The organism is Thiohalorhabdus denitrificans (assembly GCF_001399755.1).
GTDB lineage: Bacteria > Pseudomonadota > Gammaproteobacteria > Thiohalorhabdales > Thiohalorhabdaceae > Thiohalorhabdus > Thiohalorhabdus denitrificans.
In genome coordinates this window covers 432,460-447,509 of the sequence record NZ_LJCP01000011.1, presented here as the reverse complement: position 1 = coordinate 447,509, position 15,050 = coordinate 432,460, and the positions used below count along the sequence as shown (strand labels likewise).

Genomic DNA, 15,050 nt, shown 5'->3' with positions numbered 1-15,050 from the left:
CCGAGCAGAGCGGCGCCCACAAGGAGCTGCAGCGCCGCTTCAACATCATCGGCCCGCCCGCCATCATGTTCTTCGGCCCCGACGGCGAGGAGATCCAGTCCGCACGCATCGCCGGGTACAAGGACGCCGGGGAGTTCGAGCGCCATGTGCGCCAGGTCTATGGCGGCTAGCGGCGGCCGGCTCCTGGCCTCCCTGGCTCTGGGGCTTGCCCTGGTGCTGGGCGGCTGCGGGGGCGGGGAGGAGGTGGTGATTCCGGCGGAGGAGGCCGAGCCCGCTCCCGCGCTGGAGCGGACCGGGCTGCAGGGGGAGCCGGTGGCCCTCGAGGACTACCGGGGCCGAGTGGTCCTGCTCAACTTCTGGGCCACCTGGTGCCCCTTCTGCAAGAAGGAGATCCCCCATCTCATCGAGCTCCAGGAGCGATACGGCGAGGAGGGCCTCCAGGTGGTGGGGGCCGCCCTCAACTGGAAGCTGGATAGCCGGGAGCCCAACGATCCCCAGGTCTTCCATCAGAATGTGGAGCGCTTCCACCTGGAGCAGGGCCTGAACTACCCCGTCCCCCTGATCAAGGAGGGTATGGACGAGGTGATGGCCCGCTTCGGCGATCCGCCGGGCATCCCCTATACCCTGCTCATCGACCGGGAAGGGCGGATCCGGCAGATGTTCCAGGGCAACCCCGGGAAGGAATCCCTGGAGAAAGCCGTTAGAACCCTCCTTTAGCCCTCCCGATCCCGACCTGTTATTGGACTTTACGGGACGATGCCTATAGGATGGCCGGTGCTTCGCGGGGTCCGGTCCCGGACCGGAACTGGGGGAAGGGTCCGGGCGTTCACGGCCCGGGTTTGAACGGATACCGGCATGATCCATGTGGAGCAGGCCATCCAGGAGGCCAACGGGGCCTATTCCGACGGGCGCCTGGAAGAGGCGGAACGGCACCTGCTGGCTGTCTTGGAGTTCGACGACTACGAGCCGCGGGCCTTGCGCCTGCTCGGCCGGATCGCCATGCGCCAGGGCCAGCCGGAGCGCGCCGCGGAGCTCTTCCAGCGCGCCCTGAAGGCCCGCGATCCCGAGGCCGAGGGCGCTCCCTCCGGGCCCAGGCCCACCCCAACCCTCGCCGAGCTGTATTTCCAACAGGGCTACCACGAGGCCGCCGCCGGGGTGTACCGCGAGCTCCTGAAAGGGGCCGCAGAGGATCCCCGGGCCGACGAGTGGCGTCGCCGGCTGCACGAGCTGGAGCAGGGCACCGCCGAGGAGCCCGCCGCCCCCGACCCGGCGGAGGGGGAGGAGGCGGCCGGGCGGCTGGAAGGCTTCGTGGAGCAGGTGGAGCGGAGTGGTGAGGTGCGCCGGCTGCAGGCCTTCCTCGACCGGCTGGAGTCACGCACTTCCCGCTAGCCCGAGCAAACGCCAAGGGACCGGGCCCGGGGCCGCCAGTCGTGGGGTGGCCGCTCGCTGCGGTTTGAGTCAGGGGGATTGTATGGATATTCGCAAGATCCGGCGATTGATCGAGCTTCTCGAGGATTCGGACGTAACCGAGATCGAGATCGCCGAGGGTGAGGAAAGCGTGCGCATCAGCCGCGGCAGCCCCGCGGCCCCGCCGCCGGCTCCGGTCCAGCCGGCCCCGGCCCAGCAGCCCGCCGCCGCGCCGGCTCCGGCCCCGGAGGCGCCCGCGGAGGAGGAGTCGGGCATCAAGGTGGAGGCGCCCATGGTGGGCACCTTCTACCGCGCCTCGTCGCCGGAGGCCGAGCCCTTCGTGCGCGAGGGTGACCGGGTGAACGTCGGTGACACCCTCTGCATCATCGAGGCCATGAAGCTGTTCAACGAGATCGAGTCGGAGTATTCCGGGCGGATCAAGAAGATCCTGGCGGAGAACGCCCAGCCGGTGGAATACGGCGAACCCCTCCTCATCATCGAACCGGACGCGTAGGGGGACCGATGTTCGACAAGGTCCTGATCGCCAACCGAGGCGAGGTCGCCCTGCGCATCCTCCGGGCCTGCCGGGAGCTCGGCATCAAGACGGTGGCCGTGCATTCCCAGGCCGACCGCGACGCCAAGTACGTCAAGCTCGCCGACGAGTCGGTGTGCATCGGCCCCAGCCAGTCCGGGGACAGCTACCTGCACGTGCCCGCCATCATGAGCGCGGCGGAGGTCACCGACGCCGAGGCCATCCACCCCGGCTACGGCTTCCTGTCCGAGAACGCCGACTTCGCCGAAATCGTACAGTCCTCCGGCCTCACCTTCATCGGGCCCACTGCCGAGCTGATCCGCACCATGGGCGACAAGGTGGCCGCCAAGCGGGCCATGAAGGAGGCAGGGGTGCCCTGCGTGCCCGGCTCCGAAGGCCCCGTGCCCGAGGACGACAAGGAGCTCCGGGATCTCGCCCGCGAGGTGGGCTATCCGGTCATGATCAAGGCGGCCGGCGGCGGGGGCGGCAAGGGCATGCGCGTGGTCCACACCGAGGCCAGCCTGTCCAACGCCGTTTCCATGACCAAGGCGGAGGCCGAGAAGGCCTTCGGCAACAGCATGGTCTACATGGAGAAGTTCCTCGGCCAGCCCCGGCACATCGAGTTCCAGGTGCTCGCCGACCAGCACGGTAACGCCATCCACCTGGGGGAGCGCGATTGCTCCGTGCAGCGCCGTCACCAGAAGCTGGTGGAGGAGGCCCCGGCCCCGGGTATCGACGAGGAAACCCGCCGAAGGATGGGCGAGCGCTGCGCGGAGGCCGCCCGCAAGCTGGGCTACACCGGCCTGGGCACCTACGAGTTCCTCTACGAGAACGGCGAGTTCTTCTTCATCGAGATGAACACCCGCCTGCAGGTGGAGCACCCCGTCACCGAGCAGATTACGGGGGTGGACCTGGTCAAGGAGCAGATCCGGGTGGCCGCCGGACAGCCCCTGCGCTTCCGGCAGGAGGACATCGAGATCGAGGGCCACGCGGTGGAATGCCGGATCAACGCCGAGAATCCGGAAAAGTTCACCCCCTCGCCGGGGACCATCTCCCACCTGCACCTGCCGGGCGGCCCCGGGGTGCGCATCGACTCCCACGCCTACACCGGCTACGTGATCCCGCCGTTCTACGACTCGCTGATAGGCAAGCTCATCGTCGAGGGCGAGGACCGGGAAGAGGCCATGGCCCGCATGGGCCGGGCGCTGGAGGAGTTCATCGTCGGGGGGATCGAGACCACCATCCCCCTGCACCAGCGCCTCCTGCGGGACGGCCGCTTCCAGGCGGGCGGGGTGGACATCCACTTTCTCGAACGCTTCCTGGGCGAGGAGTGATTCCGTTCCGCGGGGTCTGTGGTCCCGCGGGCCCGTGCTGAAGAGGGCTGGCCGTGGAATGGCTTGAGGTTCGCATCACCGTCCCGCTGCAGCAGCTGGACGCGGTGGAGGAGGCCCTGGCTGCCGCCGGGGCCGCCTCGGTCACCGTGGCCGGGGCGGACGACCAGCCCAATTTCGAGCCTGGGGCCGCCTGGGGAACCAACCTGGTCTCGGCCCTGTTCTCCGCCGCGGAGCTACCCGCGGATCTGGAGGTCCGACTGGCCGCCGCCGCCGGGGAGGCCCTGGCCCTGGAGCAGGTGCCGGTGGAGGGCCAGGACTGGGCCCATGCCTGGAAGGCGCGCTTCGGCGCCTTCCCCGTGGGGGAGCGGCTCTGGGTCCGGCCGAGCTGGGTGGAGGAGCCAGCTCCGCCGGGCCGGGTGGAGCTGGTCCTGGATCCGGGGATGGCCTTCGGCACCGGCCAGCACGAGACCACCCGGCTGTGCCTGGAATGGCTGGACGCCCGCGTCCATGGGGAGGAGGCCCCCGCCGTCCTCGATTACGGCTGCGGCAGCGGCATCCTGGCCATCGCCGCCGCCAAGTTGGGCGCCTCCCGGGTGCTCGGCGTGGACAACGACCCCCTCGCCCTGGAGGCGACGCGGAACAACGCCGCCATGAACGGCGTGGCCGACCGCGTGGCCGTGGCCGCCGTGGAGGAGGGGTTGGAGGGCGAAGGGCCCTTCCCGCGGGTGGTCGCCAATATCCTCTCCGGGACCCTGGTAGAGCTGGCCGACGAGCTGACCGCCGCCACCGCGCGGGGGGGCGAGCTTAGCCTGTCCGGGATCCTGGCGCCCCAGGCAGAGGCGGTGCGTGCCGGCTTCCCCGGAATCCGCTGGACCCGCGAGGCCCGGGAAGGGGAGTGGGTGCGGCTGGACGGCGTGCGGGAGTCCTGAAGGATGGAGATCCGCTGCCCCAACTGCGATACCCGGTTCCGCGTCCGGTCGGGCCAGATCCGGGAGGAGGGCACCAAGGTGCGCTGCTCCGTGTGCACCTTCCGTTTTTGGGCCTTTCCCGACGGCAGCGTACGCAGCGCCGTGGAGGACGCGGCCCCTCCGGAAGGGTCGGCGGGCGGCGCGGAGGAGGGTGCCGCGGCCCCGGCCCCGGACCGAACGGAGGAGAGCAGCGGGCGCCGCAAGGGCCGGGGGGCCAAGACCCTGCGGCCACCGGCCCCCGCCGGGGCCGTGGGACGAGGGGCGGGCCTGCTGCTCAAGCTCCTGGTCTTCCTGCTGGTCCTCGGCCTCCTGGTGGAGCTCGGCTACGCCTTCCGGAACCACTGGCTCGCCTGGCCGTGGGCCCGGTCCGCGGCGCAGACGGCCCTGGAATGGTCGGGCCTCGAGGTGGAGCTGCCGGTGGCCCTGCGTCATTACCGCGCGGAGCGGGTGGAGGCCCGGCGCGAGCCGTTGCGCTCGGGGCGCCACGTGACCCTTCTGCAGGGGGTGCTGGTCAACGACGCCCCCTTCGCGCAACGCCCCCCCCAGCTGGAGATCCAGGCCCTGGGGTCCGATGGGGAGGTACGGTACCGGCGCATGAAGCGGCCCGGCGCTCGCCTGGCCCTGGAGGAGCCGCCCGATATGCGGGAGTTGGGGCGGCGTTGGGAGCAGGCCCGGCGCGATTTCCCGGAGCGCCTGCGCTCCGGCCAGGAGGTGCCCTTCGCCGTGGTCCTGGAGGACGTGCCCCCGGGGATGCAGCGCTTCCGGATCGAGATGGTCCCCTGATCCCCGGGCCCCGGCCCGTAACCCGTTGATCCCCCATGTCACCCCGGAATACAATAGCCGGTTTCCCCAACACCGGCTCGCGGAAGGAGGGCCCGCCCGTGGCGCTGCAACCGCTGGCCATCGGCCCGCATATTCTGGCCAATAATCTGGCCCTGGCCCCCATGGCGGGGATCACCGAGCGGCCCTTCCGTCGCCTGTGCCGGGAATGGGGGGCAGGTCTGGCGGTATCGGAGATGATCCCCAGCCGGTCCATGCTGGCCGGCGACCGGTTGGCCCTGTCCAAGGCCGACCACACCGGCGAGGAAGGGTCCGTGGCCGTCCAGATCGCCGGCGGGGACCCGGACCTGCTGGCCGAGGCGGCGCGCTGGAACGAGGCGCGCGGCGCGGACATCATCGACATCAACATGGGCTGCCCGGCCAAGACCATCTGCAAGCAGGCGGCGGGCTCCGCCCTCATGCGGGACGAGGCCCTGGTCGGGCGCATCCTGGAGGCCGTAGTGGGCGCGGTCTCCGTGCCGGTGACCCTGAAGATGCGCACCGGCTGGGATCGTCAGCACAAGAACGCCCCCCGCCTCGCCCGGATGGCGGAGGAGGCCGGGATTCAGGCCCTGGCGGTCCATGGCCGGACCCGCGCCGACCGCTACCGGGGAGATGCGGAGTACGAGACCATCGCCGCGGTGAAGGAGGCCGTTTCCCTGCCGGTCTGGGCCAATGGCGACATCCGCACCCCCGAGGACGCGGCCCGGGTCCTGGATCAGTCCGGGGCCGACGGCGTCATGATCGGTCGGGGCGCCCAGGGGCGGCCCTGGCTGTTCCAGTCGGTGGCCCACTACCTGGCCACCGGCGAGGTGCCGCCGGAACCGGGGCTCGCGGAGCGCGGACGGGCGATCCTCATGCACTTGGAGGGGCTGAAGGAATTGTACGGTTCGGTACGGGGGGCCCGCGTGGCCCGCAAGCACCTGGGATGGTACGCCGAGGCCCTGCCCGGTGAGGCCGGCCGGGCCTTCCGCGCGCAGGCCAACAAGGCCGAGGCGCTGGAGCGCCAGGAGGCCCTGGTCCGCGGGGTCTTCCTGAACGACGACCAAGAGGCCGCCTAGGGTGTCGGGTCCCCGATCGGAACCGGATCCGGAGTACCCGGGCCTAAAGGCGTGCATCGAGGAGGCCCTCGACCAGTATTTCGCCAACCTGGACGGGGAGCAGCCCTGCGGGCGGCTCTTCTATCTGGTCCAGGGCGAGGTGGAGCAGGCCCTGCTGGAGCGCATCCTGCGCGAAACGGCGGGCAACCAGCGGCGGGCCGCGGAGCTCCTGGGTTTGAATCGCAACACGCTACGGAAGAAAATCCAGGAATACGGCATCAGCCCCAAATAGCCTGCAGGCCCGCGCAGCGGCCGAGGGGGTCGAGGATGGACGGCGTACGGCTTACCGTGGAGCCGGAAGGCGCCGAGGTGGAAGTGCCCCGCGGTACCACCCTGTTCGAGGCGGCGCGCCGGCTCGGCATCTACATCACCAGCGACTGCGGCGGTCACGGGGAATGCGGCAAATGCTTCGTGCGACTCCGTGGCACGCCCCGGCCGCCCACCGAGATCGACCGGCGGATGCTGGCCGAGGACCGCCTGGAGATGGGCACCCGGCTGTCCTGCCGGTACATCCTGGAGGCCGACACGGTCGTCTACATTCCCCCCGGGAAGCGGCGCCAGAACCGCTTCGCCTGAAGGGGCCCGGACCGGAACCCTGCGGGGCTGGATGGCGCCATCCAGCCCCTTTCGCTTTTCGCTCGTAGCTCGCGGGACCGTTGGGAACCAGCAAACCGGCCAGAACCGGTGAGGTGAGGAAAGAGGACATGGGAGAGATCAAGCGGGCGCTGATCAGCGTCTCGGACAAAAGCGGCCTGGAGGAGCTCGCCCGCAGCCTCCACGAGGAATTCGGGGTGGAGATCCTGTCCACGGGCGGTACCGCGCGCCTGTTGCGGGAAGCGGGCGTCCCCGTGACCGAGATCTCCGATTACACGGGCTTCCCGGAGCTGTTCGAGGGGCGCGTCAAGACCCTGCACCCGCGGGTGCACGGCGGCCTGCTGGCCCAGCGCGGCAAGCCGGAGCACCGGGAGCAGATGGCCGCCAACGACATCCCCGGCATCGACCTGGTGGTGGTCAACCTTTACCCCTTCGAGGACGTGGTGGCCGACCCCGAGGCCAGCCTGGAGGAGGCCATCGAGAACATCGACATCGGCGGCCCCACCATGCTGCGCGCCGCGGCGAAGAACCACGCCAGCGTCACCGTGGTGGTGGACAGCGACGATTACAGCCGGGTCCTCAAGGAGATGCGCTCGAGCGGCGGGGCCGTAGGGGAGAACACCCGCTTCGGTCTGGCCCGCAAGGCCTTTGCCCATACCGCCCGCTACGACGGCGCCATCGCCGATTTCCTCGGTGCCATCCGCGAGGACGGCAGCCGGGAGCACTTCCCGGAGACGCTCAATCTCTCCCTGCAGAAGGCGGCCAGCATGCGCTACGGGGAGAACCCCCACCAGCACGGGGCCTTCTACGTGGAGCCCAAGGTGGGCGGGGCCAACGTGGCTACCGCCACCCAGCTGCAGGGGAAGGAGCTCTCCTACAACAACGTGGCCGACCTGGACGCGGCCTTCGAGGCGGTGAAGGAATTCACCGAGCCGGCCTGCGTCATCGTCAAGCACGCCAACCCCTGCGGCGCGGCCCAGGCCACCGACGTGCTGAGCGCCTACCGGCAGGCCTTCGAGTGCGACCCCACCTCCGCCTTCGGCGGCCTGATCGCCTTCAACCGGCGGGTGGACCAGGCCACGGCCCGGGCCATCCTGGACCAGCAGTTCGTGGAGGCGGTGATCGCCCCGGCCTACGACGACAGCGCCCTGGAAGCCTTCGCCGGCAAGGCCAACGTGCGGGTTATGCAGACCCCCGCTCTGACCCTGGCCGACACCAGCCGCTGGGACTACAAGCGGGTCAACGGCGGTCTGCTGGTGCAGGACCGGGACACCGTGCTCTACGAGGCGGACCAGCTGCAGGCCGTCACCCAGCGGGAGCCCACCGAGCAGGAGTGGCGGGAGCTGCTGTTCGCCTGGCGGGTGGCCAAGCACGTCAAGTCCAATGCCATCGTCTACGCCAAGGATCTGGCTACGGTGGGCATCGGGGCGGGCCAGATGAGCCGGGTGGACTCCGCCCGCATCGCCGCCCAGAAGGCGCAGTCGCCCCTGGCCGGATCGGTGATGGCCTCGGACGCCTTCTTCCCCTTCCGCGACGGGCTGGACGCCGCCGTGGAAGTGGGCTGCACGGCGGTGATCCAGCCGGGCGGTTCCATCCGCGACAACGAGGTGATCGAGGCGGCGGACGAGCACGGCCTGGCCATGGTCCTGACCGGCATGCGGCACTTCCGCCACTGAGGACCGAGGTTCGAACGCGGCCCCGTAAGGGACAACAGCAGCGCGTCCACCCGCCCGGGTGGACCCAGCACGTTGGGGAGCAGCGACCATGCGTATCCTGGTAATCGGTGGTGGCGGACGCGAGCACGCTCTGGCCTGGAAGCTGGCCCGGAGCCCCCGGGTGCAAGAGGTGATCTGCGCCCCCGGCAACGCCGGCACCGCGGCCGAGCCCAAGGTGACCAACGCCCCGGTGGCGGACGACGACCTGGACGGCCTGCTGCGCCTGGCCCGGCGGGAGGCGGTGGACCTGACGGTGGTGGGTCCCGAGGCCCCTTTGGTGGCGGGTGTCGTGGACCGCTTCGAGGCGGCGGGGCTGCGCTGCTTCGGCCCCTCCGCGGCGGCGGCGCGGCTGGAGGGCTCCAAGGCCTTCGCCAAGGACTTCATGGCCCGCCACGCCATCCCCACCGCCGCCTACGGCACCTTTACCGATTCGGCGGACGCGCGCGCCTTCGTGGAGCGCCTCGGCCGTCCAGTGGCGGTGAAGGCCGACGGCCTGGCCGCCGGCAAGGGGGTGGTACTGGCCGATGACGCCGCCGAGGCGAACGCGGCCGTGGAGGAGATGCTCGGCGGGCGGTTCGGCGGGGCCGGGGCCCGTGTGGTGGTGGAGGAGCGCCTGGAGGGCGAGGAGGCCTCCTTCCTTTGCCTGGTGGACGGCGAGCACATCCTGCCCCTGGCCAGCTCCCAGGACCACAAGACCCTCAACGAGGGGGACACCGGCCCCAACACCGGCGGGATGGGGGCCTATTCCCCGGCCCCGGTGGTCACCGGCGGCGTGGCTCACCGGGTGATGGAGGAGGTGGTTCGTCCCACTGTGGCCGGGATGGCCGCCGAGGGGACCCCCTTCCGCGGCGTGCTCTACGCCGGGCTCATGATCCACCAGGGCCGGCCCCGGGTGCTGGAGTTCAACTGCCGCTTCGGCGATCCCGAGTGCCAGCCCCTGATGATGCGCCTGCGCAGCGACCTGGCCGCCCTGTTGGAGAAGGCCGCCGAGGGCCGGCTGGACGCCAATGAGGCGGCCTGGGATCCGCGCCCGGCGCTGACGGTGGTGCAGGCGGCGGGCGGTTACCCCGGGGCCTACGAGAAAGGCCACCCCATCGACGGCCTGGATGCGGTCCCGGAGGGGGACCAGCTCAAGGTGTTCCACGCCGGAACCGCGCGGGGCCCGCAGGGGGTGGTGACCGCCGGCGGGCGGGTGCTGGGGATCACCGCCCTCGGCGCCAGCGTGGCCGAGGCGCGCGACCGTGCCCTGGGCGCCGCCGACCGCATCCGCTGGCCGGGGGTGTATTACCGGCGGGACATCGGCCACCGCGCCCTCGGGCGGGGCTGAGGCCGGTCCCCTTGGCGGGCCCGCCCCCGCTAGACGTGGAGGCCGGTGCGGCCCTGCTCCGGGAAGGCGGGGTGCTGGCCTATCCCACGGAGAGCTGCTTCGGCCTGGGCTGCGATCCCCGCAACCAGGCCGCCGTGGAGCGGGTCCTGGCGGCCAAGGGGCGGGCCGAGGCGAAGGGCCTGATCCTGATCGGCGCCTCCTGGGAGCATCTGGCGCCCTACATGGGCCGGCTGACCGTTCCCATGCGCCGGCGCATGGACCGGGCCTGGCCGGGACCGGTCACCTTTCTGGTGCCGCCCTCAGCAGCGGTTCCACCCTGGGTGCGGGGGGATCATGCCCGGGTGGCGCTGCGCTGGACCGCCCACCCCCACGCCGCCCGCCTGTGCAAGGCCTTCGGCGGCGCCCTGGTTTCCACCAGCGCCAACCGGGAAGGCGAACCGCCCGCGCGCACCGCGGTCCAATGCCGGGAGACCTTCGGCTCCGCCCTGGACGGCTGCCTGCGGGGCCGGGTGGGTCCCCGGCGGGCCCCATCGGCCATCATCGACGCCGAAACGGGGTGCCGGCACCGGTAGCAAAAAATTTTTCGGCCCGCCGGAACTCCCACTATCAGCTGGCCTCTAATCCTATGAGACGGCCGAAAGCCGTCTCCGGCCCTGCCCCGCCCGTCAGGGCCGGTTCCTGGTGCCGCCCCTTCCCCGGGGGCGGGTGGAGCCCCGGTTTTCCCCCTTTTCCGGGGCTCTTTTTTTATCTATTCGCCGGAGTCAAACTCCAGCCACGCCCCCAGCCTTTCCCGCGCCTCCTCTACGCCGGTGCCCTTGAGCGCCGAGAACAGCTGCACCCCCACCTCCGGAAACCGACTGGCCAGATCCGAGCGCAGGAAGTCCAGGGTCCGCCGGGCCTCGTTTTTCTTGGCCTTGTCCGACTTGGTCAGCAGGACATGCAGGGGCAGGTCGTAGAAATCCGCCCACTCCAGCAGCTGCTTGTCGAAGTCCCGCATGGGGCGGCGGATGTCCATGATCAGAACCAGGCCCGCGAGGCTGCCGCGCCCGTGGAGGTATTCCTCCATGAGCCGGCCCCACTGCGCCTTCACTTGCGGCGGGACCTTGGCGTAGCCGTAGCCCGGCAGGTCCACCAGGCGCCGGTCCTCGCCCCCTAATCCGTAGAATATGAGCTGCTGCGTGCGGCCCGGCGTGGAGCTGGTGCGGGCCAGCTTCTTGCGCTGCAGGATCGCGTTCAGGGCGCTAGACTTTCCCACGTTGGAATGGCCGGCCAGCGCGACCTCCCGGCCGCTGTCCGGCGGGAAGTCCGAGGCGCGGGCGGCGGCGATCAGGAAACGGGCTGCAGGTAGGGAGATGTCCATGAAGGCAAATTTGACCCATGTATAAGAGTGTTCTTATACTATAAAGTTGGCGCGGATCAGACAAAAGGATTGACCCGTTCGGATTCGATGAGGGCGCTTGGAATTACCAATTCGATCGGCCCGCGGGCCGGTCCCATTCTCCGTTAGACCGGGAGGAAAAGCCATGAAGAAGACTCTGATTGCCGTAGGCGCCGGTATGGTGCTCAGCCTCGGTGCCGGCAACGTGCAGGCCCAGGACGGCGAGGCCGCCGCCAAGGAGCTGGGCTGCACCGCCTGCCACGCGGCCACCACCAAGCTGGTGGGCCCCTCCTATCAGGCCGTCGCCGAGCGCTATGAGGGCGACGAGGCCAAGATCCTGGAGACCGTGAAGAGCAACGTGAAGAACGGCGGCTCCGGGAACTGGACCGACGTGACCGGGGGAACCCCCATGCCGCCTCAGCCCAACGCCACCGGCAAGACCGAGCAGCTGAAGGTGATCGCTTCCTGGATCTCCGGGATGGCCGAGTAGGAACCCCCAGTCGCATGGAGGCAATCCTCCAGGCGCGAGCGAGGCCGGGATGGTACCCTATCGTCCTGGCTTCGCTTGTATAACGGGAACCGGGTTCTCGTTCCACAAGTAAGGAGACGGTCAATGCGGACTATGTTTTGGGCGGCCGCCATGGCAAGCGCCCTCGTGGTCACTCCCGCCCTCGCCGCCGCTGAGGACCAGGCAGCCGGCGAGGCCAAGGGCGACGCCGAGGCCGGCAAGAAGCTGGTCATGCAGGGCAAGCCCGACGAGCCCACCGTGATGCCCTGCCAGTCCTGCCACGGGCAGGATGGCAAGGGTCAGGCCCCATCCAAATTCCCTCGCCTCGCCGGTCAGGACATGCAGTACATGGTGAAGCAGTTGAAGGACTTCGCCAGCGGTGACCGGACCAACTATCCCACCATGACCAACATCGCCAAGGGCATGTCCGAGGAAGAGATGTGGGATGCGGCCCGCTACTACCACGAGAAGCAGGTGAGCGTGGAAGGGGCGGATGCGGAGCAGTCGGTGATCGATATGGGCGAGCAGATCGCCGAGCGCGGCGTACCGGAGGAGGACGTCCCGGCGTGCACCTCCTGCCACGGCCCCAAGGGCAAGGGCGTGCCTCCGGTCTTCCCGCAGATCGCCGGCCAGCATGCCAGCTACATCAAGAAGCAGCTCCAGGACTGGGAGGGCGGCAACCGCGCCAACGATCCGGCCAAGATGATGACCGAGATCGCTCCCAAGCTGTCCGAGGAGCAGATGGAGGCCGTGGGCGCCTACTTCAGCAACGTGGATGCCCAGAACTAAGGCCTGAAGGCTCCACCCGGCTACGCGCCGGGACCGTTAGCCGAGCGAGGGACCCGGATCCGGGTCCCTTTTTTCGTGCCATGATACGGGAAGTTGGCTCGGCTTAGGCCCTTTTGGGGGGTCTTGCCGGGTGCCGTTCAACGGACGACGTGGCCCGGATAGATCGCAAGGCAAGGGATCCGGAACAGCAACGGGCCCAGGGGCTGCGGAGTCCGCCCCGCAGCCCCTGGGCCCTGGAAAGGGGTTGGGCCCCCGCCAATCGCTTCAGGGGCTTCTTAGGAAGGGCACCGCCCCGGCCCGGCGGTGCCCGTTTGCCCTATTGGACCACCTGGTCGATGGTGACGGAGACCTCGCGGCCATCGCGGACCTTGAGCGGGTTGGTGAGCCCCTCCAGGTCCCCGGGCTGGGCCTGGGGCTGGCCGCCCTTGGAGATGCGCGCGCCCACCACCACGCGTTCCTGGGAGGAAAGCGTGCGGTTCCCCGCCATGGCCTGGGAGTCGTCGAGGGTCACCTCCACCGGCAGATCCTCCACCCGCTTGCGCACCGCCGCCACGGGCATGGGCGGACCCTGGGCGGCCCGGGCGAAGATGAAGACGGTATCCCCCGGTTCGGCCTGCTCCTGCAGCTCCCCGGCCAGCTCCACCCGGACGGCCATGGCAGCGCCACCGGCAGCCTCGTTCTCCGGCCGGTCGATGGAGACTTCCTCGGGGCTGATCCCCTCGGCCTGTGCGATGTAGCCCTTGAGCATCTCCACGTTCCGGTTATCCGGGGGCATCTGCGCGGCAAGGCGACGCCAGAGCTGGCCCGCCTCCTCGCCGTCGCCCCGGGACATGGCGGCCGAGCCGGCCATCCACAGGGCCAGGGCGTTGTTGGGGTCCTTCTCCAGGGCCTTGTCCAGCAGCTCGGTGACCTCCCCGGTCAGCTCGCGGTCGTTGGCCAGGGCGATGGCCTCCGCGTAATGGGCCAGCAGCTGCGGCTCGTCGCCGATGAGCTGCCGGGCCTGGCGATAGGCGTCCACCGCCTCGCCGAACTGCCCCTGGGCGCGGTAGGTCTGGCCGAGCAGGACCCAGGCCTCCCCGGCCCGAGGGTTCTCCTCCAGGAAGGCGCTGAGGCGGCTGGCGCGCTGTTCGGGCGGCATCTGGGAGAAGGAGCGGATCTCACGCTCGCTCAGGCTGGTGGGGGGCGCCTCGGCCACCAGCTCGGGGCGGCCGGTGGCGAGGTAGAGGGAAACGGCCACCACCGGAAGCCCCACCAGCAGGCCCACGAGGGTCTTGCCGCCCATGCCCGTGCGGTTGCCCGGGCCCCCAGCCCCCTCCTCGCGGCCGGGGACCTCGCGCAGTACCTCCCGCTCCAGCTCCGCGCGGCCCTGCTCGTACTCCTCGGGCGTGATCTGCCCCCGGTCCCGCTCGGCGGAAAGCTCAGCGAGGCGGTCGCGGAACACGGCGAGGTTCGCCTCGCTGTAGGAGGTCTCGCTCGCCCGGGACCGCCCCAGCAGGGCCGGAACGACCGCCAGGGCGGCCGCGACGATCAAGAGCGCGACGATGATCCAGAACAGGGTCATTGGGAGGAGTCCTTGTCGGAATCGGTGCCGAGGAGCCGCGCGGCGCGCTCCCGCTCATCGGGGGACAGGTCGCCCGGGTCGGCCCGCTGCCGACCCCGGGAGACGGCAAGCCAGATCCCCGCCCCGATCAGGAGCAGGGCGAAAGGCCCGAACCACAGCAGGTAGGTGGCGGGCTGCACGGGGGGGCGGTAGAGGACGAACTCGCCGTATCGGTCCACCAGGTAGTCCACCACGGCCTCGTCGCTTTTCCCCTCCTCCACCAGCTTCTGGTACACCTCGTCGCGGAGGTCCTGGGCGAGGTCGGCCCGGGAGCCGGCCAGGGACTCGTTCTGGCAGACGAGGCACCGCAGGTCCTCCAGGAGGGCGTTGTAGCGGTCCTCCTGGGCGGGGCTGTCGAACTCGCGGATGGGCTCGGGCGCCGCCAGGGCGGTCCCAAGGGGCGGCAAGGCCAGGGCCAGGGCGAGAAGGGCGATCCAGGGTCTCATGAGTCCGCTCGCAGCTCTTGAACCAGGGGCAGGATGGTGGTGCGGAAGTCCTGCCGGGTCATGGGGCCGATGTGCTTGTGGCGGATGATGCCGTCACGGTCCACGACGAAGGTCTCCGGGACGCCGTAGACCCCCAGGTCGATGCCGGCCTCGCCCTCGGGGTCGAACAGGCTAACGTCGTAGGGGTCCCCGCGCTGCTCCAGCCAGCGCTGGGCGTCCGGACGCTTGTCCTTGTAGTCGAAACCGATAATGGTGAGGTTGGGGTGGTCGCGGCTGGCCTCCATGAGCACGGGGTGCTCCTGGCGGCAGGCCACGCACCAGGAGGCCCAGACATTCAGGAGGTAGACCTGCCCCTTCAGCTGTTCGGTGGAGATGGTCCGATCCGCCTCGTCCACCGAGGCCAGGGTGAGGTCCGGCACCTCCTTGCCCACCAGGGGTGAGGGGACCCGCTCGGGGTCCATGGTCAGCCCGATGCCCAGAAAGATCACCAGGACCACGAAGAAGACCAGGGGGATCAGGTAGCGCAAGCGCAC

General features: G+C 70.2%; 18 protein-coding genes. 14 read left to right on the top strand and 4 right to left on the bottom strand.

Going from position 1 to position 15,050, the window contains the following annotated elements; all coding sequences use genetic code 11:
- Window positions 1-144: 144 nt before the first annotated feature.
- The 12 genes from AN478_RS11630 (at window position 145) to AN478_RS11575 (ending at window position 10,368) form a co-directional block, all read left to right on the top strand.
- Window positions 145-717: a TlpA family protein disulfide reductase gene (locus tag AN478_RS11630; RefSeq protein ID WP_082433054.1), complete on the top strand. Its 573-nt coding sequence runs from the start codon at window positions 145-147 to the stop codon at window positions 715-717.
- Between the two features lie 138 nt (window positions 718-855).
- Window positions 856-1,389 carry a tetratricopeptide repeat protein gene (locus AN478_RS11625; RefSeq protein ID WP_054966762.1) on the top strand — a complete coding sequence of 178 codons (534 nt, stop codon included), beginning with the start codon at window positions 856-858 and terminating at the stop codon, window positions 1,387-1,389.
- Window positions 1,390-1,471: 82 nt separating this feature from the next.
- Window positions 1,472-1,921, top strand: coding sequence for an acetyl-CoA carboxylase biotin carboxyl carrier protein (gene accB / locus AN478_RS11620; protein WP_054966761.1), 450 nt, complete (start codon window positions 1,472-1,474; stop codon window positions 1,919-1,921).
- A gap of 8 nt (window positions 1,922-1,929) precedes the next feature.
- Window positions 1,930-3,273 carry an acetyl-CoA carboxylase biotin carboxylase subunit gene (gene accC / locus AN478_RS11615; protein ID WP_054966760.1) on the top strand — a complete coding sequence of 448 codons (1,344 nt, stop codon included), beginning with the start codon at window positions 1,930-1,932 and terminating at the stop codon, window positions 3,271-3,273.
- 53 nt (window positions 3,274-3,326) lie between these two features.
- Window positions 3,327-4,202 carry a 50S ribosomal protein L11 methyltransferase gene (gene prmA, locus AN478_RS11610; RefSeq protein WP_054966759.1) on the top strand — a complete coding sequence of 292 codons (876 nt, stop codon included), beginning with the start codon at window positions 3,327-3,329 and terminating at the stop codon, window positions 4,200-4,202.
- 3 nt (window positions 4,203-4,205) lie between these two features.
- Window positions 4,206-5,024, top strand: a complete 819-nt coding sequence (locus AN478_RS11605) for a DUF3426 domain-containing protein (RefSeq protein ID WP_054966758.1) — start codon at window positions 4,206-4,208, stop codon at window positions 5,022-5,024.
- A 104-nt stretch (window positions 5,025-5,128) separates the two neighbouring features.
- Entirely contained in the window at window positions 5,129-6,121 is a 993-nt protein-coding gene (dusB, locus tag AN478_RS11600) for a tRNA dihydrouridine synthase DusB (protein ID WP_269434447.1), read from the top strand.
- 1 nt (window position 6,122) lies between these two features.
- Window positions 6,123-6,392 carry a helix-turn-helix domain-containing protein gene (locus AN478_RS11595; RefSeq protein ID WP_054966757.1) on the top strand — a complete coding sequence of 90 codons (270 nt, stop codon included), beginning with the start codon at window positions 6,123-6,125 and terminating at the stop codon, window positions 6,390-6,392.
- Between the two features lie 35 nt (window positions 6,393-6,427).
- Entirely contained in the window at window positions 6,428-6,736 is a 309-nt protein-coding gene (locus tag AN478_RS11590; protein WP_054966756.1) for a 2Fe-2S iron-sulfur cluster-binding protein, read from the top strand.
- 128 nt (window positions 6,737-6,864) lie between these two features.
- A complete protein-coding gene (gene purH / locus AN478_RS11585) occupies window positions 6,865-8,430 on the top strand; it encodes a bifunctional phosphoribosylaminoimidazolecarboxamide formyltransferase/IMP cyclohydrolase (protein ID WP_054966755.1) in 1,566 nt (521 codons plus the stop codon).
- Between the two features lie 88 nt (window positions 8,431-8,518).
- Entirely contained in the window at window positions 8,519-9,796 is a 1,278-nt protein-coding gene (gene purD, locus AN478_RS11580; RefSeq protein ID WP_054966754.1) for a phosphoribosylamine--glycine ligase, read from the top strand.
- Between the two features lie 11 nt (window positions 9,797-9,807).
- On the top strand, window positions 9,808-10,368 hold the full coding sequence (locus AN478_RS11575; RefSeq protein WP_231627405.1) for an L-threonylcarbamoyladenylate synthase: 561 nt from the start codon (window positions 9,808-9,810) through the stop codon (window positions 10,366-10,368).
- A gap of 176 nt (window positions 10,369-10,544) precedes the next feature.
- On the opposite strand, the gene yihA is transcribed toward AN478_RS11575, so the two are convergent.
- Window positions 10,545-11,156, bottom strand: coding sequence for a ribosome biogenesis GTP-binding protein YihA/YsxC (gene yihA, locus AN478_RS11570; RefSeq protein WP_054966753.1), 612 nt, complete (start codon window positions 11,154-11,156; stop codon window positions 10,545-10,547).
- 163 nt (window positions 11,157-11,319) lie between these two features.
- Between yihA and AN478_RS11565 the strand changes: the two genes are divergently transcribed.
- Complete coding sequence (locus AN478_RS11565) at window positions 11,320-11,664, top strand: c-type cytochrome (protein WP_054966752.1); 345 nt, start codon at window positions 11,320-11,322, stop codon at window positions 11,662-11,664.
- Between the two features lie 123 nt (window positions 11,665-11,787).
- Window positions 11,788-12,471 carry a c-type cytochrome gene (locus AN478_RS11560; RefSeq protein ID WP_074471237.1) on the top strand — a complete coding sequence of 228 codons (684 nt, stop codon included), beginning with the start codon at window positions 11,788-11,790 and terminating at the stop codon, window positions 12,469-12,471.
- A 316-nt stretch (window positions 12,472-12,787) separates the two neighbouring features.
- Here the strand turns inward: AN478_RS11560 and ccmI are convergent, their stop codons facing one another.
- From ccmI to AN478_RS11545, 3 genes are read right to left on the bottom strand one after another with little or no spacing between them, the layout of a single operon-like run.
- Entirely contained in the window at window positions 12,788-14,032 is a 1,245-nt protein-coding gene (gene ccmI, locus AN478_RS11555) for a c-type cytochrome biogenesis protein CcmI (RefSeq protein ID WP_054966750.1), read from the bottom strand.
- Window positions 14,029-14,517 (bottom strand): cytochrome c-type biogenesis protein, encoded by a 489-nt coding sequence (locus AN478_RS11550; RefSeq protein WP_082433051.1) that lies wholly within the window; start codon window positions 14,515-14,517, stop codon window positions 14,029-14,031. The genes ccmI and AN478_RS11550 overlap by 4 nt, the downstream gene beginning before the upstream one ends.
- Window positions 14,514-15,050, bottom strand: coding sequence for a DsbE family thiol:disulfide interchange protein (locus AN478_RS11545; protein ID WP_054966749.1), 537 nt, complete (start codon window positions 15,048-15,050; stop codon window positions 14,514-14,516). The genes AN478_RS11550 and AN478_RS11545 overlap by 4 nt, the downstream gene beginning before the upstream one ends.